Annotated in this window: 20 protein-coding genes; 12 read left to right on the top strand and 8 right to left on the bottom strand. The window is 64.0% G+C overall.

The annotated features are described in order from the left end of the window. Positions 1-41: 41 nt before the first annotated feature. The 3 genes from DVK01_RS01780 to DVK01_RS01770 all read left to right on the top strand — a co-directional run bounded on the left by DVK01_RS01780 (position 42) and on the right by DVK01_RS01770 (position 2,176). A complete protein-coding gene (locus DVK01_RS01780) occupies positions 42-440 on the top strand; it encodes a Rieske 2Fe-2S domain-containing protein (RefSeq protein ID WP_064287728.1) in 399 nt (132 codons plus the stop codon). Then, positions 437-625, top strand: a complete 189-nt coding sequence (locus DVK01_RS01775) for a hypothetical protein (RefSeq protein ID WP_064287727.1) — start codon at positions 437-439, stop codon at positions 623-625. The genes DVK01_RS01780 and DVK01_RS01775 overlap by 4 nt, the downstream gene beginning before the upstream one ends. Before the next feature lie 168 nt (positions 626-793). Further along, complete coding sequence (locus DVK01_RS01770) at positions 794-2,176, top strand: MEDS domain-containing protein (protein WP_121535193.1); 1,383 nt, start codon at positions 794-796, stop codon at positions 2,174-2,176. 4 nt (positions 2,177-2,180) lie between these two features. Here the strand turns inward: DVK01_RS01770 and DVK01_RS01765 are convergent, their stop codons facing one another. Continuing rightward, positions 2,181-4,664 (bottom strand): DNA topoisomerase I, encoded by a 2,484-nt coding sequence (locus DVK01_RS01765; protein WP_121535192.1) that lies wholly within the window; start codon positions 4,662-4,664, stop codon positions 2,181-2,183. Between the two features lie 223 nt (positions 4,665-4,887). On the opposite strand from DVK01_RS01765, the gene DVK01_RS01760 reads away from it, so the two are divergent. Together DVK01_RS01760 and DVK01_RS01755 are read left to right on the top strand one after the other, a co-directional pair. Beyond that, positions 4,888-5,436, top strand: a complete 549-nt coding sequence (locus DVK01_RS01760) for a hypothetical protein (protein ID WP_121511680.1) — start codon at positions 4,888-4,890, stop codon at positions 5,434-5,436. A 170-nt stretch (positions 5,437-5,606) separates the two neighbouring features. Next, on the top strand, positions 5,607-5,903 hold the full coding sequence (locus tag DVK01_RS01755) for a hypothetical protein (RefSeq protein ID WP_101350616.1): 297 nt from the start codon (positions 5,607-5,609) through the stop codon (positions 5,901-5,903). 56 nt (positions 5,904-5,959) lie between these two features. Here the strand turns inward: DVK01_RS01755 and gatB are convergent, their stop codons facing one another. Continuing rightward, complete coding sequence (gatB, locus tag DVK01_RS01750; RefSeq protein ID WP_121535191.1) at positions 5,960-7,477, bottom strand: Asp-tRNA(Asn)/Glu-tRNA(Gln) amidotransferase subunit GatB; 1,518 nt, start codon at positions 7,475-7,477, stop codon at positions 5,960-5,962. A 119-nt stretch (positions 7,478-7,596) separates the two neighbouring features. Between gatB and DVK01_RS01745 the strand changes: the two genes are divergently transcribed. The 4 genes from DVK01_RS01745 to DVK01_RS01730 are packed head-to-tail and all read left to right on the top strand — an operon-like array spanning position 7,597 to position 13,716. Then, positions 7,597-7,899, top strand: coding sequence for a hypothetical protein (locus tag DVK01_RS01745; RefSeq protein WP_101350614.1), 303 nt, complete (start codon positions 7,597-7,599; stop codon positions 7,897-7,899). A gap of 21 nt (positions 7,900-7,920) precedes the next feature. Next, positions 7,921-11,508 (top strand): chromosome segregation protein SMC, encoded by a 3,588-nt coding sequence (smc, locus tag DVK01_RS01740; protein ID WP_121535190.1) that lies wholly within the window; start codon positions 7,921-7,923, stop codon positions 11,506-11,508. Then, entirely contained in the window at positions 11,501-12,559 is a 1,059-nt protein-coding gene (locus tag DVK01_RS01735) for a ScpA family protein (protein ID WP_121535189.1), read from the top strand. The genes smc and DVK01_RS01735 overlap by 8 nt, the downstream gene beginning before the upstream one ends. Before the next feature lie 53 nt (positions 12,560-12,612). After that, positions 12,613-13,716, top strand: coding sequence for a site-2 protease family protein (locus DVK01_RS01730; protein ID WP_121535188.1), 1,104 nt, complete (start codon positions 12,613-12,615; stop codon positions 13,714-13,716). 14 nt (positions 13,717-13,730) lie between these two features. On the opposite strand, the gene DVK01_RS01725 is transcribed toward DVK01_RS01730, so the two are convergent. Continuing rightward, positions 13,731-14,381, bottom strand: a complete 651-nt coding sequence (locus tag DVK01_RS01725; protein WP_121535187.1) for a hypothetical protein — start codon at positions 14,379-14,381, stop codon at positions 13,731-13,733. A gap of 48 nt (positions 14,382-14,429) precedes the next feature. After that, a complete protein-coding gene (locus DVK01_RS01720; RefSeq protein ID WP_121535186.1) occupies positions 14,430-14,666 on the bottom strand; it encodes a hypothetical protein in 237 nt (78 codons plus the stop codon). Between the two features lie 94 nt (positions 14,667-14,760). Between DVK01_RS01720 and DVK01_RS01715 the strand changes: the two genes are divergently transcribed. Then, positions 14,761-15,030, top strand: a complete 270-nt coding sequence (locus DVK01_RS01715) for a hypothetical protein (protein WP_101350608.1) — start codon at positions 14,761-14,763, stop codon at positions 15,028-15,030. Positions 15,031-15,240: 210 nt separating this feature from the next. Here the strand turns inward: DVK01_RS01715 and DVK01_RS01710 are convergent, their stop codons facing one another. The 4 genes from DVK01_RS01710 to DVK01_RS01695 form a co-directional block, all read right to left on the bottom strand. Continuing rightward, positions 15,241-16,191 carry a hypothetical protein gene (locus DVK01_RS01710; protein ID WP_121535185.1) on the bottom strand — a complete coding sequence of 317 codons (951 nt, stop codon included), beginning with the start codon at positions 16,189-16,191 and terminating at the stop codon, positions 15,241-15,243. 234 nt (positions 16,192-16,425) lie between these two features. Further along, a complete protein-coding gene (locus DVK01_RS01705) occupies positions 16,426-16,671 on the bottom strand; it encodes a hypothetical protein (protein WP_053967630.1) in 246 nt (81 codons plus the stop codon). A 216-nt stretch (positions 16,672-16,887) separates the two neighbouring features. Further along, positions 16,888-17,298: a hypothetical protein gene (locus DVK01_RS01700; protein ID WP_101351460.1), complete on the bottom strand. Its 411-nt coding sequence runs from the start codon at positions 17,296-17,298 to the stop codon at positions 16,888-16,890. Between the two features lie 33 nt (positions 17,299-17,331). After that, on the bottom strand, positions 17,332-17,769 hold the full coding sequence (locus DVK01_RS01695) for a pyridoxamine 5'-phosphate oxidase (RefSeq protein ID WP_101350606.1): 438 nt from the start codon (positions 17,767-17,769) through the stop codon (positions 17,332-17,334). 192 nt (positions 17,770-17,961) lie between these two features. Between DVK01_RS01695 and DVK01_RS01690 the strand changes: the two genes are divergently transcribed. Beyond that, positions 17,962-18,552 (top strand): HalX domain-containing protein, encoded by a 591-nt coding sequence (locus DVK01_RS01690; RefSeq protein WP_101350605.1) that lies wholly within the window; start codon positions 17,962-17,964, stop codon positions 18,550-18,552. A 253-nt stretch (positions 18,553-18,805) separates the two neighbouring features. Next, positions 18,806-20,017, top strand: a complete 1,212-nt coding sequence (locus tag DVK01_RS01685; RefSeq protein WP_233562743.1) for a tyrosine-type recombinase/integrase — start codon at positions 18,806-18,808, stop codon at positions 20,015-20,017. Position 20,018 lies beyond the last annotated feature (1 nt).

The raw sequence follows: 20,018 nt of genomic DNA, 5'->3' as shown, positions 1-20,018 counted from the left end.
GACGGGAACGCTGATACCGGCGGCAACCTAACGCGCCAGTCGTGCAGCGACTTACGACAGTCGAGACGGTCCACGAAGACGGGTCATGGCTGTTCACCGCGGAAGACCCTTACGGCGACCTCGAAGAGGTCGTTCTCGTCCCCTGTGACGACGGCGTCGAGGCGTGGGTGAACCGATGTACGCACGAAGCACAGCGGTTCGACACCGGACGAGGTGTCCCGATGCGGGACGACCAGCTCATCTGCCCCCGACACGGTTCGCTGTTCGATGCCTGCGACGGCGGCTGTGACAACGGCGACGCCGCTGGGACGACGCTCCCCGGGGTCGAGATATCGGAGACCCACGGCGACGTGTTCCTCACCGACGACGACTACGCGTTCGCCCACGAGGGTGGCATCGACGACGACGGCCCGAGTTCCACGTCCCACCTCCAGTTGTGACCGGCGGCCACAGCATCGACCGGGACCGACTCCGGGCCGGCGTCGTCGAGTGCCCGCTCTGTGAGCGCCAGATTCCGGAGCCGATGAGACACGCAGTCGTCTACGGCGCTGTCGACGAGATAACTGTCGAGACTGCCGAAGCGGTCGAGTGCCCGGTGTGTGGCGGCGTAACCTTCGTCTCGTAGCCACACTCACTGTTACTGTCCTGTTCTACGCCGGAAAATAAACATCAGTTTCCATTCACCCTTGGGAGTATTTCGGCAGACTGAGCGACTGCCGGCAGCTGTCCATCCGGCTTTGCAGGTTGTACCCTGTACCGAAGAATAAGGACGCTTCACCGCGTAGACGTAGTTATGTCAGAGTCCTCGACGGGTGACCCAGACACCCCGGACTCGTCGCCAGCTGACAGGCGTCGACAGCTCCAGACCCAATTTGCGACGACTGAGTTGCCTCGCCACCTCGCTCTGTTTTACCGGACACATGCAGAACAGATACGCGTCGTCACGACATTTGTCGCCCGCGGCATCCAACAGGATGAACAGGTGATTTACATCGCCGATGAAAACGAGACGGCAACAATCGCGACGGCGCTCTCCGACGCCGGACTCGACGTTGATTCGCTGCAAGCCGACGGCCAACTGGTGTTAGTTGACTCCGCCAAGATTTATTCAAACGGGGTATTTGACCCGAAGGAAAGCGTCGACGAGTTCCGTGACTTAGCTGCCGATGCTGTCGCAGACGGATATAGCGGACTCCGTGCGGCTGGTGAGAATAGTTGGTCGCTTGACCTCGACTGCAGCTTTGAGGATGTCATCGAGTTCGAACACCGGTTTGACGAAGCCCACCCGGACCTGCCAGTCACGGCGCTCTGTCAGTACAGCCTGGAACAGTTTACCGGCGAGGATATCGGCAAAGCGTTACAGACGCACGAGGCCATTATTTACCGCGAGACACTCTGTACAAACCCATACTACACCCCGCCGAAGGAGGCCATTGAGTACGGCGCACCACTCTCAAACGCAGCGCTCCTCCTGGAGCAAACGCGCGATATCCACCGATTCCGCGACGACGTCGAGCGCCGAGAGGAACGCCTCTCAGTCGTGAACCGAGTGCTCCGGCACAATCTTCGGAACGAACTGAACGTCATCAGCGGTCGGCTGGAATGGCTCGAAGCGCAAGGCCTGTTCGATGCAGCGGCTGTAGACCATCTCGACACCATCGCTACGGCGGCGGAGCGCCTGTCTTCGCTTTCGGAGAACGCACGGCACGTCGACCGGACCCTCGATGCCCGAGAGCAGGAGCCGGCAAACCTAAACGCTACCGTTGAGGCTGGCGTCACCGATGCCCGGCACGAGTATGCCGACCTCTCGGTCACTGTCGACACTGGACCGCCGGACGCCACTGCCGCCGACGCGACTGTCCAGACGAGCGTCCGAGAAGTGATTGCGTGCGCTGCGACCAATCTCTCCGCCCCCACAGTCGAAGTCCGGGTCGAGGCCGACGAACAGTACAAGACGGGAACGGTCGAAGTCGTCGCCGACGAGGGGTTCGTCTCAGAGGCGACGATGACTGCGTTCGACAACGATAGCGAGCGCTCGCTTGCACACGCGCGGACCCTCCGGCTGTGGGTTGCGCAGTGGACTATTCAAAGCATGAACGGGCGACTCGAACTGGGCGGGTCGCCGCCAGCGAACCGTGTTCGCCTCTCGTTCCCGACTATCGAAACGCGACCGTGATATCTCAGGCTTCCAGTTCGTCCTGCCACTCCCGGACCTGCGTGGCGCTGACGCCCTGAACTTCGGTAGCGATGGTGTCGGGGTCGGCCTCGCGGAGCGCCGCCAGTGAGTCGACGCCGGCGTCGCCGAGCTTTTCGGCAGTCGCCGAGCCGATGCCGTTCAGGTCCTCTAGGTCTTCGACGGCCGTGCGGGCCTGGTACTCCTCGTAGTTGCAGATGGGGCAGCCAAGCTCCCAGGGGTCGTCGCTGTCGGCGTCGATGACCAGCTCCGGCAGGTCGTGCTCCTCGCAGAAGGCGTCGGTCACCGAGATGTCGCCGTTGCGGGGCAGCGGCAGCGAGTAGTCACACTCGGGGTAGCGCGTACAGCCGACGAGCCGGGAGCCCGAGCGGAGGTGTTTGATGGCCAACTCTCCGTCGTGCTCGTCGCCACAATCAGGACACGGCCCAATCACTTCGTCCTCGCTCTCGTCGGCCTTCTCGGCCTCACAGCGGGGACAGCCGTGGACGAAGGTGTCCCGGCCGGCGAGCATCTTGACGTGGTGCATGTCGTGCTCCTCGCAGTGGTCTTCGAGCACTTGCGGCTCGCCCGAGGAGGGCAGCGGGAGCGTGTTGCGACACTCGGGGAAGCCGTCACAGCCGACGAAGTACGATCCTTGGCGTGACCGCCGGACCAGCATGTCCTCGCCGCACTTGGGACAGGGACCGAGCGTCTTGTCGGCTTTCAGCGACTCCTGGAGGTGCTCGCCGATTTCCTCGCGGGACTCGCGCAGTTCCTCGAACACCCGTTTGAGCATCTCACGGGACTCGTCGGCCACCGTATCGAGCGTCTCCTCGCCGTTGGCGATGGCGGTCATGTCCGCCTCCAGTTGGGCGGTCATCTCGTCGCTGACGACGTGGTCGGCGAACTCCTCGGCGGCCTCGACGACGGCCATCGCCAGCGTCGTCGGCCGCGGCGGGTCGCCCTCGATGTAGCCGCGGTCGTACAGTTTCTCGATGGAGTTGTGGCGCGTGCTCTTCGTCCCCAGCCCCTTGTCCTCCATCGTCTGGATGAGCCGCGACTGGCCGTAGCGGCGGGGCGGCTGGGTCTGTTTCTCCTCCATCCGGACCTCCGAGATGGCCAGTTCCTCGCCCTCTTCGACGTCGGGGACGTGGTTCTCGCTGGCGCTGGAGTAGGGATACACCTCGTGGTAGCCCGGTTCGACCAGGCGCTTGCCGTTGGCCTTCAGCGAGCGGCCGCCAGCCTCGGCGACGACGCGGAGGTGCTCCCACGTCGCGGCCTCGGCGACCGTCGCGAAGAACCGCCGGACGACCAGTTCGTAAATCTCCCACTCGTCGTCGGAGAGGTCGACCTTCGGCGGAATCTCGCCCGTCGGGTGGATGGGCGGGTGGTCGGTGGTCTCCTCGTCGCCCTCGGTGGCGGTGATGTCCTCCTGCTCCAGCAGGGCCTCGGCGTCCTCGCCGAAGTGGCCGGCTCCGACGAACTCATCGAGCAGGGCGTCCTCTTCGAGGTCGTCCGGGTAGACCGTGTTGTCCGTTCGCGGGTAGGTGATGTAGCCGGTGGTGTACAGCTCCTCGGCGATTGACATCGCCTGCTGGGCGGAGTAGCCCAGTGAACTCGCAGCGGAGATGAAGGCGGTGGTGTTGAACGGCGTCGGCGGGCTGTCGGTGCGGGTCCGGCGGCGGACGCTCGTCACCGTCGCCGCGTCGACGCTCGTCAGGTCTGCGTACGCGTCGTCAGCGTCGTCTTCGACCCACACCCGCTCGGCTTCTTTGCCGTCGTCGTCGTAGAAGTACTGGGCCTCGAAGGCCGAGCCGTTCTTCTGGAGGTCGGCGAATATCTCCCAGTAGTCCTCAGGGTCGAACGCCTGTATCTCGCGCTCGCGGTCGACGATGAGCTTCAGCGTCGGCGACTGGACCCGGCCGACGGAGATGAAGTCGTCGCCCAGTTGCCGGGCCGACAGCGAGAGGAAGCGCGTCAGCGCCGCGCCCCACACGAGGTCGATAATCTGGCGGGCCTCGCCCGCGGCCGCGAGATCGAAGTCGATGTCGTCGGGGTTGGCGAAGGCCTCGCGGACCTCCCGCTCGGTAATCGAGGAAAAGCGGACGCGGTCGACGGGCACGTCAGTCTCCTCGCGGATGAGTTCGTAGGCCTCCTTGCCGATGAGTTCCCCCTCCCGGTCGTAGTCTGTCGCGATGGTGGCCTCGTCGGCCTCCCGCGCCAGTTGCTGCAGCGTCGTGACGATGTTCTCCTGCGTCGGTTCCTTCGTCACGTCGGCGTCGATGAGTTCGACCGGCTCCACGTCGCGCCAGTCGTTGTACTCCTCGGGGAAGTCGACGCCGACGACGTGTCCGGAGAGGCCGACCACGCGGGTGTCACCCCACCGATAGACGTTGACGCCGTTGCGCCGATTCGCGGACGCACCTCCTTCTGAGAGGATCTCCGCAATGCGGCGAGCGGCGTTGTCTTTCTCGGTGATAATCAGCCGCATCGGACACCACCTGTCTCTGTCATTACCCGTCGCTACGGAGTCAGTTGTTCTAAAGGCTTTCGGGAAAATCAGGCGACAGCGCGGGTGTGCGGGCGCTTGCGGGGCCGCTCGCGCTCGCGCGGAGGTAGCCATTACAACGTCGGCCCCGTCCCACGAAGGTGGCGGTCCTCGGCACGACTCATCACTTCGACGCACTCTTGCCACTGCCACTCCGACTGTCAGTATGGATCGCCGGACGACCAAACTCCTCCGCGGAACCGCCGCCACGCTCGTCTTTGCGACGGCGGCGTTTCACCTCTGGTGGGGACTCCCGCGAAGCATCATCTACGCGCAGGCGATAGAGGGACTGTTCGGACGGGGACTCCCGCCGGACCCTCGCCCGTTTCTGTTTGTCGCCTTCGCCGCGGTATTGCTCGCTGGCCCGTATCTCATTACCCGGGGCATCATCGGTCTGCGGAACGCCTATATCGTCGGGACTGTCCTCATGATTGCGTCCATCGCCGGGTGGGTGTTCTGGCACGCCACCGGGCACGGGGCCTTCCTCGTCGACGGGTTCTCTGCACCGTCGTCCGGCGGCGGTGGCCACCACCACGGCGGGAGCACTGCCCTGCTGATACTGGACCATTTCACCACGGAACCGGTCGAATCAGCTATCAAGACCATCGAAGCGCTCGCCGCGACGGTCTTCGTGACACTGCTGTGGAAGGACCCCGCGATTATCCCGGGCGAGCGGCGTGAGAACGTCGAGTCGAACGCATCGAGCGAATCGTAGCATACGACGCACCATAGCGGCTCTTTGGACAGCCTCTGACAGTAACTACGCCTGTAGCATTCAGGACCGATTCGGCAAGAGAACGGCGGTATCGTGACATTTATTATCAGTAGTGTGTCTCTTGTTACAGGATGGGAACTTCTATCCCGGACGTGGTATGGGACACAGGGATGGACCGGGTGTTTGAAGCGCTGTTTACCCGCCGCCGTCGAATGATTCTGTTCATGTTGAAACAGCGGAGTCCACGGCCGATTGTCGATTTTCTGCCCAGAAGTGCTGGAGCCAGAACTACCGAAGCCGAACTCCGACACGACGACCTGCCCCGACTGGCCAGTTTAGCGTACATCGACTGGGACCGAGCGGCCGACGAGGTCTCACGGGGCCAGCGCTTCGACGAAATCGAACCGATGCTCGAACTGCTCGAAAATCACGCTGATGAACTGCCGGACGACTGGCCACGGCGGTGACAGGGCGACAGAGATACAGATTCGCCCTCCCCGGGACGGTCGAGTAGAACGCCCGCCTAGCTCTCCAGTTCCTCGCGCAGCAGCCCGTTCACGTCGCCGGGGTCGGCGCTCCCGCCGGTCTTTTGCATGACCTGCCCGACGAGGAAGTTGATTGCGCCGTCCTCGCCGCTGTGGTAGTCCTCGACGGCGTCGGGGTTCTCGTCGATGGCTTCCACGACAGCCTGCTGGACCTCGTCGCCGGTGGTCTTGCCCAGTCCCTCGCGGTCAACGACGGTATCGGGGTCGTCGCCGGTGTCGAGCATCTCCCGCAGGACCGTTTCGTGGGCGTTTTTGGCGGTGATTTCGTCCTCCGCGACGAGTTCGACCAGGCGCGTCACCTCGTCGAACCGGTCGTCGATGTCGGTGATAGCCATGTCCCGGTAGTTCAGTTCGCCAAGCAGATTGTCGGCGACCCACGTTGCGGCGAGGTTGGCATCGAAGCGCTCGGCCACGTCCTCGAAGAAGTCCGCGACCTGTTTCGTGCTCGTGAGCTTCGAGGCAGCCTCCTCGCTGAGACCGTACTCGGCGACGAACCGCTCGCGGCGGGCGTCGGGGAGTTCCGGAATCGGGACCTCGTCCTTCCAGTGGCTGACTCGCAGGGGCGGCAGGTCGGCCTCCCGGAAGTAGCGGTAGTCCTTCTCTTCCTCCTTCGAGCGCATCGACACTGTGTTGCCGTGTGTCTCGTTGAAGTGGCGGGTCTCCTGTTCGACGGCGCGGCCGGACTGGATAAGCTTCCGCTGGCGGGAGGCCTCGAAGGACAGCGCCTGCTCCGCGCCCTTGTGACTGGAGATGTTCTTGACTTCGGTGCGGTTGGCGTCTTCGAGGACGGCCTCGTCGATGTCGCCGTCGTCGTCCACCTCGCCCGCCTCGACCATCGAGAGGTTCGCGTCGATGCGGAGGCTGCCGTCCCGCGTTGCGTCGAACACGCCTAGATACTCCAGCACCTCTTCGAGCTTTTCGAGGAACGACCGGACCTCGCCCGGCGCGCGGAAGTCCGGTTCCGTGACAATCTCCATCAGCGGCGTCCCGGCGCGGTTGTAGTCGACGAGCGTGTAATCCGCGCGCTCGATGGAGCAGGTCCGGGATTCGAGCGGGCCGGACCCCTCGCGGACGTGCTTGATAGAACCGGGGTCCTCTTCCAGATGCGCACGGCGGATGTCGACGCTACGACGGTCGCCCTCGACGGTGAACTCCAGTTCCCCGTCCTGGCAGATGGGCGAATCGTATTGCGTTATCTGGAAGTTCTTCGGGAGGTCTGGGTAGTAGTAGTTCTTCCGGTGGAAGGCGGTCTCTTCCGGGATATCGGCGTCGATAGCCTTGCCGACCTTCACCGCCGCCTCGACGGCCCCCTCGTTGACCACGGGGAGCGCGCCGGGGAGGCCGAGACACACCGGGCACGTGTGGGTGTTGGGCTCGGCGTCGGCCACGTCGGTCGAGCAGCCACAGAAGATCTTCGTCGCCGTCTCAAGCTGGACGTGGACCTCCAGCCCGATGACGGCCGCGAGTTCGCGGGACTCGGACGCTTGTGCGGTCATTATCCGGGGTTCGGTGGCGCGTGGCTAAAGGCTAACGACCCTGTACAGGCGCGGACGTATCAACCGAACTGGTAATGTCTGACGTAGGTATAAGTGTCCAGAATGGCTGGGTATCGGGTATGTGCGGCAACCGAGTCGAGGAACTCGAAACGCGCGTCAGAGAACTGGAAGCGTCGGTCGAGGGACTGACCGACGAACTCGTCGAATGCAAGGTCCGCATCCGAGAACTCGAAGCCAGCGTCGACGAGGACAACGGATTCAGCGCCGACGCGTCCGACTCGGAAGAATCGGCCGCCACCCCAACCGAGGCCGACACACCTAACACTGCGGATACCGACGAGGGTGATAACAGGGAGGAAGCCGAAGCCGCGTCGGAGACCGAGGGCGAAGAGGACTCGGAGTCCGACATCATCGTCGCGTAGGGCTGTCGGCCACACCACCGTATGCATATCAAAGAGCTCGTCCTCGACAATTTCAAGAGCTTCGGGCGGAAGACCCGAATCCCGTTCTACGAAGATTTTACCACTATTAGCGGTCCGAACGGCTCGGGCAAGTCCAACATCATCGACGCCATCTTGTTCGCGCTCGGACTGGCTCGCACCTCGGGCATCCGCGCCGAGAAGCTCACCGACCTCATCTACAACCCCGGCCACGCCGACGAGGACGCCGAGTACGACGGCGAGCGCCAGGCCAGCGTCGAGGTCATCTTAGCGAACGACGACCGAACGCTGGAACGCGCCCAGGTGGTCAACGCCGCCGGCACGGAGGACGTCGGCGACGTGGACGAAATTGCCATCAAGCGCCGCGTCAAGGAGACCGAGGACAACTACTACTCCTACTACTACATCAACGGCCGCTCGGTCAACCTCTCGGACATTCAGGACCTGCTCGCGCAGGCGGGCGTGACGCCGGAGGGGTACAACGTCGTCATGCAGGGCGACGTGACCGAGATTATCAACATGACCGCCGGCTCCCGCCGGGAGATTATCGACGAGATCGCCGGCGTCGCTCAGTTCGACGCAAAAAAGGCCGACGCCTTCGACGAACTGGAGGTCGTGCAAGACCGCATCGACGAGGCCGAACTCCGCATCGAAGAGAAACAGGAGCGCCTCGACCAGCTCGAAGACGAACGGGAAACGGCGCTCAAGTATCAGGATCTCCGCGACGAAAAGGAGGAGTACGAGGGCTACCGCAAGGCCGCGGAACTCGAAGACAAGCGTGAGGAACTGGCCGCCGTCGAGGAAACTATCGACGAGCTCGAAAGCGAACTCACCGAACTACAGACGGAACTCGACGAGCGTCAGGGTGCGGTCATCCGGCTGGAGGACGAACTCCACGAGCTCAATCAGGAAATCGAGCGCAAGGGCGAGGACGAACAGCTCGCCATCAAGCGGGACATCGAGGAGATAAAGGGCGACATCTCGCGGCTGGAGGACAAAATCGAATCCGCCGAGGAAACCGTCGAGGCCGCCGAAAACGAGCGCCGACAGGCGTTCGTCCAGATAGACCGCAAGCAGGAGACCATCGACGACCTCGAAAGCGACATCCGCGAGGCGAAAGTCGCCAAGTCAAACGTCAAGGCCGACATCGCCGAGAAGGAGTCCGAACTCGCCGAGGTTCAACAGCGCATCGACGAGGTCGGCGAGGAGTTCCAGGAGGTCAAGGACGAACTGGAGACAAAGCGCTCGCGACTGGAGACGCTCAAAAGCGAGAAAAACGACCTCCAGCGTGAGCAGGACCGCCTGCTCGATGAGGCCCGGCGGCGCTCGAACGCCGAGGACGAGAAGCGCGCGGCCATCGAGGAAGCGGAGGCCGAGATTCCCGACCTCGAAGCCGACATCGAGGACTTGCAGACGGAACTGGAGAAGGCAAAGCAGAACAAGGCGACCATCGGCGAAGTCGTCGATGACCTTCGGGCCGAGAAGCGGGAACTCCAGTCGGACTTGGACGAGCTGGAAGACGAAATCAGCGCGAAACAGCAGGAGTACGCCCAGCTAGAGGCGAAGGCCGGCGAAGACGGCGACTCCTCCTACGGCCGCGCGGTCACGGCGATTCTCAACGCCAGCCAGGACGGCGTCCACGGCACCGTCGGCCAACTCGGCGGGGTCGACCCCGAGTACGCCACGGCCTGTGAAACGGCGGCCGGCGGGCGGCTCGCTCACGTCGTCGTTGACGACGACAGCGTGGGCCAGCGCTGTATCGAGTACCTCAAGTCACGTAGCGCCGGCCGGGCGACGTTCCTCCCGATTACGCAGATGCAGAACCGCTCGCTGGGGTCGCTGCCCAGCGCCGACGGCGTCGTCGACTTCGCGTACAACCTCGTCGACTTCGACCCCCAGTACGCGGGCATCTTCTCGTACGTGCTCGGCGACACCGTCGTCGTCGACAGCATGGACACCGCCCGCGACCTGATGGGCGAGTACCGGATGGTCACGCTGGACGGCGACCTCGTCGAGAAGTCCGGCGCGATGACCGGCGGCTCCTCGTCGGGCACGCGCTACTCCTTCTCGGGCGGGGCGGGCAAGCTCGAACGCGTCGCCACGCGCATCAACGAACTCGAAGACGAGCGCGCCGACGTGCGCGAGGACCTCCGGGACGTGGAGGAGCGCCTCGACGACGCCCGCGACCGCGAGTCCGACGCGACCGAGCAGGTCCGGGACATCGAGACGAGCATCGAGCGCAAGGAGAGCGCCCTCGAAGACACCCGCGACCGCATCGACCAGCTGGAGGCCGACCTCGAAGAGATAGCCGCCGAGCGCGAGGACGTGGCCGACCAGATGGACGAACTGGAGGCTGACATCGAGGCAAAGACCGAGGAAATCGACGCGCTCCAGGCCGACATCGACGACCTGGAGGCCGAGGTCGAGGACTCGGAACTGCCGGACCTGACCGACCGCCGCGAGTCCATCGAGGCCGACATCGACGCGCTCGAAGACCGCCAGAGCGACCTCGACGCCGAACTCAACGAGTACCAACTGGAGAAACAGTACGCCGAGGAGGCCATCGAGGACCTCCACGACGACATCGAGGCCGCACAGAACCGCAAGGCCGAACACGAGGAGCGTATCGACGACCTCGAAGCGGAAGTCGCCGAGAAAGAGGAGCTGAAAGCCGAGAAGGAGCAGGCCGTCGCCGATTTGGAGGAGGAACTGTCGGAACTCAAGTCCGAACGCGAGGACCTGAAAGCCGACCTGCAGGAGGCCAAAGAGGCCCGCGACGAGCAACAGGCCGCGGTCTCGGAGATCGAGCGTGACCTCGAATCAGAGCAGGAAACGCAGGAGCGTCTGGAGTGGGAAATCGATGAACTCGAAGCGCAGGTCGGCGACTACGACCCCGAGGACGTGCCAGACCACGAGACCGTCGAGCGGGAAATCGACCGACTCGAAACGGAGATGGAGAAACTGGAGCCGGTCAACATGCGGGCTATCGAGGAGTACGACCGGGTCAACGACGACCTGCAGGAACTCGAAGACAAGAAGGCGACGCTGGTCGAGGAGGCCGACGGCATCCGCGACCGCATCGACACCTACGAGGCGCGCAAGAAGGAGACGTTCATGGAGTCGTTCACGGAGATCAACGACCAGTTCCAGAACATCTTCGAGCGGCTCTCGAACGGTACCGGCCACCTCCACCTCGAAGACGAGGACGACCCCTTCGAGGGCGGGCTGACGATGAAGGCCCAGCCGGGCGACAAGCCCATCCAGCGGCTGAACGCGATGTCCGGCGGCGAGAAGTCCCTGACCGCGCTGGCCTTTATTTTCGCCATCCAGCGGCACAACCCCGCGCCGTTCTACGCGCTTGACGAGGTCGACGCCTTCCTCGATGCAGCCAACGCCGACCTCGTGGGCGAACTGGTGGACGAACTCGCCGGGGACGCTCAGTTCGTCGTCGTCTCGCACCGCTCGGCCATGCTGGAGCGGTCCGAGCGGGCCATCGGCGTGATGATGCAGGGCGACAACGTGAGCGCCGTAACTGGCATCGACCTCTCTGGCGAGGGCGACGGCGACGAGGAGGTGCCCGCTGATGACTAGCGAGGGGAGCGAGCCGTCACGCGGCTCGGACTCGCGAGCGGGGAGCGACGCGACCCGCGAGACGGAGGAGCAGCGCGACGGAGGTCCCTCCGACGCGACGGACGACCAGCCGGACGACATCCCCCTGAACATCACCGGGCACGAGGACCGCGAGCCGCCAGGTGGCTCGGACGACGCGGCGGCGCTGCTGGGCGACTCCCCCGACCCAGACGACGAGACAACTGCACAGGACAGCCCCGAAAGCGACCGGACGACCGACGAGGACGAGGACGAAGACGTCGAACCCGTCGAGGTGCTGGTCCAGCTCGCCGACGACGGCGAAATCGACCCGTGGGACATCGACGTGGTGCGGGTCACCGACAAATTCCTCGACCGCATCGACGACGCGGACCTGCGCACGTCGGGGCGGGCACTGTTCTACGCGAGCGTCCTGATTCGGATGAAAAGCGACGCGATGCTCGGCGAGGGACAGACTGAGGAGGAACCGGCCGAGCCCTGGGAGCAGGCGATGCACGAGGACGCTCCAATCGAACAGCCCGACCCCTTCGCCGCCCTCGAGTCGGAGATGGACCGCCGGCTCGAACGCCGCCGCGCTCGCGGGATGCCACAGACGCTCGACGAACTGGTCCGGGACCTCCGGGACGCCGAACGGGACTCCTGGTGGAAAGAATCTCGGGAGTACGACACCAGCGACTCCCCGAGCGGCTTCGACCGCGGGACCCAGGAACTGGACTACCGCGGGGCCGACGACATGCGGCTGGACGAGGAGCCGTCGGCCGCCGACGTGACCGGGACGGCCCACGCCGAGAACATCGACGACATCATCGCCGACGTCCACGACGCCGTCCGCGAGCAGTACGACAAGGGCCGCGAGGAAGTGCTGTACCGCGAGGTCGACACCGCTGGCGGGACTCGCGTCGAGACGTTCCTCGGATTGCTCTTTTTGGCTCACCGCGGACAGGTCCGACTCCAGCAAGACGACCTGTTCGGCGACCTCTGGATTCGGGACCCAAACGCCGCGACTGGGTCGGACGAGGCCATCGCGGACTGACGAGGCCGGGGCCAGCAAACAGGTTCAAACGGGTCGAACCCTAAACGGGAGTAATGGCGACCCAGTCCTCGCCGCCGGAGTTGCCGGACCCGGAAACGCTCGCAGACACCTTCCACGTCTACGAGGTCGACAGGACCGCAGAGGACGGTATCCGGTACTACGGCGAGCCGATGACCGAGTCAGAGCAGGTCATCCACCGCATCGCGCCGGCGTTCCGCCAGCGCGGGTATCGCGTCGCACTCAAGCGAGAGATGGGCGAGTGGGTATTGATCGCACAGGAGCGGTCGCTCGGCGTCGACGGCATCCCGTGGTTGAACGTCGGACTCGCCGTCCTGACGCTGCTGTCGACGCTGTACGCCGGGACTCGCTGGTACGGGCTGTCAGTTCTTGAAGACCCGACAGCGATGCTCGCGGCGTGGCCCTTCGCCGCGGCAGCGCTCGGTATCCTCGCGGTCCACGAGTTCGGGCACTACGTCATGAGCCGCTACCACGAGGTGGAGGCGAGCCTGCCGTACTTCCTGCCGTTCCCGAACGTCCTCGGGACGCTGGGGGCGGTCATCAGCATGAACGACCACATCCCCGACCGCAAGGCGCTGTTCGACATCGGCGTCGCCGGTCCGCTGGCGGGCTTGGCCGCCACGGTCGTCGTGACTGCTATCGGCGTGACACTCCCGCCGGTGGAGGTGACACGCGGCATCGTCACGAACATCGAACTCGGCTACCCGCTCTTACTCCAGGGCATCGCCGCGGCGATGGGCGAGCCGCTGGAGTACGCGAACCCGCAGCTCCTCCCGAACCCGGTCGTCATCGGCGGCTGGGTCGGCGCGTTCGTGACCTTCCTGAACCTCCTGCCGGTCGGACAGCTCGACGGCGCACACGTCGCCCGGTCGCTGTTCGGCGACCGCCTGTCGCTGGTCCAGCTGGCCGTCCCCGCCGCCCTGTTCGGGCTCGCGGCATACCTCGTCGTCTTCGAAGGAGGGCGGGCGGCCGGGCTGTGGGCGTTCTGGGGAATTCTGGCGCTGGTGTTCGGGCGGCTGGGCTCCGCGACGCCGCTGGACGAGACGCCGCTGGGACTGGGCCGCTGGGCTGTGGGCCTGCTTACGTTCGTCATGGGGATGCTCTGTTTCGTCCCGGTGCCGCTGGTCATCACGATGTAGCGCCCGACCGGGACTCACAGCCCGTACGGGTCGTACTCGGGCCTGTTGTCGGCGTCGGCGGGAAGGTCGTACCGCTCCCGGAACTCGGCGAGTAGCTCGTCGGCCTCGGCGGTGAACAGCACGGCGACGCCGTAGGGGCGGGAGTACGAGTCGGCATCGGGCGGGTCGGGGTCAATGAAGATAGCGTCTGTCGGCGGCTCGCCGATACCGGGGAGTTCGGTCAGCAGCGACTCCATCGGAACAAGACCGGTGAGCACACTCGGGACGAACGCGCCGCCGGGCAGCGGCGCGCGCGGCTGGACGAAACACTCCGCGACCTGCTCGCCGTTCTCTTCGAGCACGGTGCTCGCCGGGCGTTCGAGCCCGGGTTCCCAGAGCGCAGCCGCCACTGCCGGGATTTCGGCGTCGACGGCGAAATCCATCGCAACGCGGTCAAGCCGCTCGAACGAAAGCAGCGACCAGGCCTCATCCGAATCATCGGGGTCGCCGCCCAGTGTCGCCTCGACGAGATCGCCCGTCCGGAGGTCGTCGACCGCCGGTTGTCGCTCGCCGTAGCCGGACTGGTACACGGTGTAGAGTCGCGTTGCATCAGTGTCGAACAGATTGATATGTGGGACCGCGTTGACGACCCGGTAGACCCTGAACACGCCCGTGCGCTCGTCCATATTCCCCCGACGCGCTCCACCGTCAAGACTCCGCGGACTCGCCGCCGGTCAGTCGGTCGCCATCAGCCGGAGCCACTCGGTCAGGCAGTCGTCGCTACAGTGGTGGTGGCGCTGTCGGCCGCCGGTCGTGTCCACCACGCCAGTGACGAGGTGCCAGTCGTCGGCGTACACGTGGCCGCCACAGACCACGCAATCGCGCACTGTCTCGTCGTCCGTCTCTTTCCCGACTGACACCGTCTCGACGTAGTAGGTCCCGCCGAGAGCGTAAGGCGTTGGCAACTTCATCGATGCAGTCTGGGGACCACACCCCCCTAAATGACGGGGCAAAACCGTCCGGTCCGTCACAACACGGAGGTAGCTTCGGCTCTAAGCGACAGACATGAGTCACTCCACAGATCTTCCAGATCCGGACCCAGAACAGCTCCGCCTGGCCATCGAGCGGCTGCTCGACGAGACGGTTGACCGCAACGAGCCACTTCACCTCTCGGCCGACGAGCTGTCTGTCTCTATTCCGATGCAGTTCGGCTCGGATGCCCCGCAGGCGACGTGGCGGTTCGACGGCGACGTGACAGTCTCAGTCGATGGTGTTCGGGGGCCGCTGAGAGAATGGGTCGATCTCGTCGACAGTCGGTCCGCGGACACAAAGTGAGAGCCAGCACAACGCGAAGAGCGCCCCCCAGAACATTGCATGCGGTGTGGGAGTGTCGCCTGTTCTTGTGAAATAGGCCACAGTTCTTACGGTCCCATCTCATTTCGGTGTAGTCCAATCGCCGAGTGGACACGGCGGGACGCCACCAACTGTGTCTGTCAACGGAATCTCCTGGTCCTTGCCGCCGTGTCCGCCCGCCCATCCCATCGTCTACCTGCTGTTGACCGTCCGCACCCCGTAGGTCGCTAGACACGCCACAAACGCGATGGTGCCGAGTTTCCCGCCGAACCCTGCGAGGTACGGCATCGTTCCGACGTAGAGGCCGCCGGCGAGCAGTCCGGCTCCGAAGGTTGCTCGCTCGCTCGGCAGCCGGTTGGGGCTCACCATCCCGACGAACGAGGCACAGAACGCTACAGCGGCGACCTGGCCACCGACCGGTAACAGCGTCGGCGCGAGCAGACCGACGACCAACCCGACGACCGCCGATCCGACGACGGGGCCATGGTCGAGGCGGACGCTCACGACGAAGGTCAAGGCTGCGGCGACGCCAGCTACCGCGACGAGTGCGACCGCCGTCACCGGGTCCGGGAGCGCTGCTGGCTCGGCCGGGTTCGTGCCCGTCGTCAACGCGACCGTCCCGCATCCGACGAACGCCGTCGTGCCGAGTTTGCCGCCGAACCCGTCGAAGACGCGTTTGGCCGCGACGAAGGTGACGCCGGCCATGAGACCTGCGGCCGCGACCGCCAGGCGGCCCACAAAGACGCTGGGGGCGACCATCCCGACGAACGACCCGCAGTACACCGGAGCGCCGTACGTCGGCACGAACAGCCCGGCTAGCAACCCGACCAGCGCCGAGGCGACGACCGGCCCCAGGCCGGCCTCGACCGCGAGCCAGCGCGTGACCGGCGCGGCGACCGCGACGGCGTGTAGATTCACGATATCGGTCTCTGTCACGACGAAGCCGCCGTCAGTCACGACACGTCTGGCCTCCCCGGCCGTCACGTAGCCGATACAGACCGCTGGCAGACAGGCGAGTGTGATGACCCAGGGCAGAGAGTGCGCGTGAACCAACTCTGCGACACCGCTCGCGGCCGCAACCGTAACCGTCGACGCCGCTACCGCGAGAGTACTCGCTCCGAAAAGATGCGCCGTCCGACGCATGCAACGAGGGTAAGGAATAGTGACGGAACCACACCGTCCCTGCATATACGGGCTGTACTCCGACCCCACACCTCGCTGGTGAGTATCCAGGGCATACTTGCAGAATATACCTACAGAGTGCCGAGAAGCTACACCGACGGTCTATGAACGGGTTGGGGCCTCGCTTGGCTGTGAATATCAACGAATCGCCGAGACAGCGACCTCAGACGGGGCCCAGCGACTCACCGAGGCTGCTCAGTCGCTCCCGCCGTGCGAGTGGCCGACGAGCAGCGAAACTGCGTTACAGACGACGAGTGCGACGAACGCTGTCCGCGTTGCTCCGGAGTGCAGTCCGGTGACCAGTAGCGGGAGATAGAGAAACGGGAGTGCAATCGCTGTCCAGAATGCGATACCTCGAACGGCGGAGACGAACGGCTCGTCGAACTCCGGAATGGACTCATCAAACTGGGCGAGTAACTCGTATGCGGACGAACTTGACATGTGGGAGGGACCTGTCCACGACTTCCACTGGAGATAGCTTATAACCTCTAGAGGTTTCCGCCCGTTTCGCTTCGTTTCACACACAGCGACACCCCAGCAGCTCATTTTACTACAGTCTGAGCGGCGCTTAGACGTTTTATCCGCGTTGCAGATGCTGTGTGATACGCAGTGGCACTTCCGCTTTCGGTGACAGCTCTGGATGGCGTATTCGACCGATTACGGTCCGAGTAGTGACACGGTTACGTCGTGGTCCGTATCCACTAGTGTCGTGCTATCGACGACGTGATCAGGCAGGGACTCACGCCACTCGGCGAGCCGTTGTTCGTGGTAGGTCCGATGGCGTTCCACCGAGTACGTCTCGTCGTCCGCGTCTCGAAGTTCGTCGGCGGTGTCGTCGGGCGTCGGATACGACGGTGCGTCCGTCGCCAGTAGTGAGTCGGGCTGGATGTGTATCGGCTCATCGTCGTCGCCGGGCTGGACGACGTGGAGACGCGCTCGCATCCGACCGCTGAACGGCGGTGTGACGCGCAACACGGTCTCTGATCCGTCCGCAGTCGCTTCAATGGCTGCGACGAGGTCAGTTGCGTTTATCGCAATTGATTTGATGTCTGTCGGATCTGTGTCCATGGCTGAGTCTGTGGGTTCCATTGGTTCAGGCTGTTACATTCGGTTGCTGTAGTCCCAGGTGTGGAGGCGGTCGGGCGTGATAGTGATCTGTATCTCGCGGCGGTCAGGTGCAAGCAGTCGTTCGGCCAGCGGCGAGTCAGTGCCGCCGAGATACCGGTGTAACAAGTCAGTGAGAACGGTTTTATCATCGTCCGCTGTCATCGTCGCTGTCCCGTTACCCCTGACACCGCAGTACGGCGGCTCGTTCGTCGAAACCTCGAACGAGACGTCGTCGTCGTAGTCGAGGTAGTCGACGACTGCCGCGTCCGCGCCAGTCGCACACTCGAAGGTCCCGTCGACGAACCGGTACCACAGCGAGAGCATCCAGGGCCTGCCTGCTGGAGTTCGACACCCGAGGCGGAGTGGCACAGTCTCGGCGCTGAGAAACTGTGACATTTCCTCGCTCGTCCACGGTCCGGAGACGGTCACCATACACACAGCGTACGGTCGCCGCTATGTTAACATCTCTGGCATGAGTCACTGTATTGTGACAGTACAGTCGCATAAAATGGCAATAGAACAACTGCTACATTCTCAGAATTGATAATATACTGGATAGCTTTATGTTGTTGTTCAGGAAAGTCTCGGTGAGAGCAGTACGTGAGTCGACAGGAGGGATAACAAGTGCAAATGCGTGGTGAGACGGAGGAAGCAACGGTACTCGTGGTCGACGATGAACAAGACATCGCAGATCTGTATTCGACGTGGCTGCTGACTGCACACGACGTTCAGACCGCACACAGCGGTACGGAAGCGCTCGAGTTAGTGGACGCGTCGGTCGATGTCGTTTTTCTGGACCGGCAGATGCCCGACATGAGCGGTGACGAAGTGCTCGACGCTATCGCACAGCAGGGCATCGACCCGGCAGTGGTGATGGTGACAGCCGTCGACCCGGATTTCGACATCGTCGAGATGCCCTTCGACGAGTACCTGACCAAGCCGGTCGGTCGTGATGACCTCCTCGACACTGTCTCGGAGATGCTCGTCCGAACCACGTACGATGAGCAGGTCCAGGAGTACTTCGCCGTGGCTTCAAAGAAGGCAACGCTAGAAACGCAAAAGAACACGCCGCAACTCGAAGCGAGCGACGAATACCAGAGCGTCAACGAGCAGTTCCACGAACTCCGTGACAGAGTCGACGCCACGGCTGCAGAGATTGACGATTTCGAGTCTGTTTTCCAGCAGTTCCCCGGCAGCGGTCTCTCGTCTGGGTGACCGCTGCCGATTCTTGCTCAGTGAAATCGCTCCACCCTCCGGAACTGCCATGACGAACGTAACGGCGTTTGAGAGCCACTCACCGCTGCGGCGACCTGCTCGCTCGGAACACCATTCTTTCAACCGACACAACGCCATCTGTCCGGCTCCGTGACAGAGACGCTGGTCGCTATTGACCGATGTGATCTGGAAAATGCCCGGGGAGGGCAATATACCCGAGCTTTACATGCCCGTCGCCCGTGGCACTGTCTACATGACCGACAACCCCGCCAGCGCCGTCGATACCATGGTCGACCGCCTTGAGGACGGTCACTATGACATCAGCGACGCCGACCGGGACCTCCTCCTCGACCTCGACCGGCAGATCCGCCTGCTGGGCCCCAGTGAGTTCTCCGACCACCGCCACGAGTTCCTGCTCCGGCGTGGGCTCATCATCGCGAAGCGTGTCGGCGGGCTCGCCGATGGCGTCGACGACCGTGAAGCCGCGGAAGATATCATCCAGTGGATCAACACCGAACAGACCGGCAGTCCCGAGACGAACAAAGACTACCGCGTCGCGTTCCGCACGATCGGGAAGATCGTCACCGACGGTGACGAGTACCCGGACGCTGTCGAGTGGGTCCCCGGCGGGTATCCCGACAACTACGACCCGGCACCGAACCCCGCAACCATGCTGGACTGGGCCGACGATATCCAGCCGATGCTGGACGCCTGCCTCAACTCCCGTGACCGGGCACTGGTCGCCCTCGCATGGGATCTGGGCCCTCGCCCCGGCGAGCTCTACGACCTCACACCCGGCGATATCGTCGACCACGACTACGGCCTGCAGGTCACACTCAACGGGAAGAACGGTCGCCGGTCGCCCGTCCTCGTCCCGTCGGTCCCCTATGTCCGCCGATGGCTCGACGATCACCCCGGCGGCGATACCGATCCGCTGTGGTGCAAGCTCTCGTCGCCGGAGAGTATCTCGAACAACCGTGTCCGTGACGCACTGAAAGACGTCGCCGACCGCGCCGGCGTCGACAAGACCGTCACGCCGACGCACTTCCGAAAGTCCTCGGCCAGCTATCTCGCCTCGCAGGGCGTCTCGCAGGCCCACCTCGAAGAACACCACGGTTGGACGCGTGGATCCGACATCGCGAGCCGGTACATCGCCGTCTTCGACGACGCCAGCGAGCGGGAGATCGCCCGTGCCCACGGCCTTGATGTCGAAGCTGACGAACCCGATGCTGTCGGCCCCATCGTCTGCCCGCGCTGTGAGCAGAAGACGCCCCGGGAGAAAGACGCCTGCGTGTGGTGTGGCCAGGTCCTCTCCCAGACCGCGGCCGAAGAGGCCGAACGACAGCGACAGGATGCGATGGACAGCATGGTCGCCGCCGACAGCGACCTTGCCGAAGCCATCGCGACCGTCGAAGCTGAAATCGGTGACGACGTCTCCATCCGTATCGAAGGACTGGACGAGTGAC

The sequence above is a fragment of the Haloarcula sp. Atlit-120R genome (assembly GCF_003665885.1).
Classification (GTDB): domain Archaea; phylum Halobacteriota; class Halobacteria; order Halobacteriales; family Haloarculaceae; genus Haloarcula; species Haloarcula taiwanensis.
The sequence above is the reverse complement of the archived record's forward strand: the minus strand, read 5'-3'. Positions and strand labels throughout refer to the sequence as shown.

Bases quoted from the DNA above. Each gene is read 5' to 3' on its own strand.
- DVK01_RS01770 (WP_121535193.1), top strand. From the start codon at position 794: ATGTCAGAGTCCTCGACGGGTGACCCAGACACCCCGGACTCGTCGCCA.
- DVK01_RS01765 (WP_121535192.1), bottom strand. From the start codon at position 4,664: ATGCGGCTGATTATCACCGAGAAAGACAACGCCGCTCGCCGCATTGCG.
- DVK01_RS01760 (WP_121511680.1), top strand. From the start codon at position 4,888: ATGGATCGCCGGACGACCAAACTCCTCCGCGGAACCGCCGCCACGCTC.
- DVK01_RS01755 (WP_101350616.1), top strand. From the start codon at position 5,607: ATGGACCGGGTGTTTGAAGCGCTGTTTACCCGCCGCCGTCGAATGATT.
- gatB (WP_121535191.1), bottom strand. From the start codon at position 7,477: ATGACCGCACAAGCGTCCGAGTCCCGCGAACTCGCGGCCGTCATCGGG.
- DVK01_RS01745 (WP_101350614.1), top strand. From the start codon at position 7,597: ATGTGCGGCAACCGAGTCGAGGAACTCGAAACGCGCGTCAGAGAACTG.
- smc (WP_121535190.1), top strand. From the start codon at position 7,921: ATGCATATCAAAGAGCTCGTCCTCGACAATTTCAAGAGCTTCGGGCGG.
- DVK01_RS01735 (WP_121535189.1), top strand. From the start codon at position 11,501: ATGACTAGCGAGGGGAGCGAGCCGTCACGCGGCTCGGACTCGCGAGCG.
- DVK01_RS01730 (WP_121535188.1), top strand. From the start codon at position 12,613: ATGGCGACCCAGTCCTCGCCGCCGGAGTTGCCGGACCCGGAAACGCTC.
- DVK01_RS01725 (WP_121535187.1), bottom strand. From the start codon at position 14,381: ATGGACGAGCGCACGGGCGTGTTCAGGGTCTACCGGGTCGTCAACGCG.
- DVK01_RS01720 (WP_121535186.1), bottom strand. From the start codon at position 14,666: ATGAAGTTGCCAACGCCTTACGCTCTCGGCGGGACCTACTACGTCGAG.
- DVK01_RS01715 (WP_101350608.1), top strand. From the start codon at position 14,761: ATGAGTCACTCCACAGATCTTCCAGATCCGGACCCAGAACAGCTCCGC.
- DVK01_RS01710 (WP_121535185.1), bottom strand. From the start codon at position 16,191: ATGCGTCGGACGGCGCATCTTTTCGGAGCGAGTACTCTCGCGGTAGCG.
- DVK01_RS01705 (WP_053967630.1), bottom strand. From the start codon at position 16,671: ATGTCAAGTTCGTCCGCATACGAGTTACTCGCCCAGTTTGATGAGTCC.
- DVK01_RS01700 (WP_101351460.1), bottom strand. From the start codon at position 17,298: ATGGACACAGATCCGACAGACATCAAATCAATTGCGATAAACGCAACT.
- DVK01_RS01695 (WP_101350606.1), bottom strand. From the start codon at position 17,769: ATGGTGACCGTCTCCGGACCGTGGACGAGCGAGGAAATGTCACAGTTT.
- DVK01_RS01685 (WP_233562743.1), top strand. From the start codon at position 18,806: ATGACCGACAACCCCGCCAGCGCCGTCGATACCATGGTCGACCGCCTT.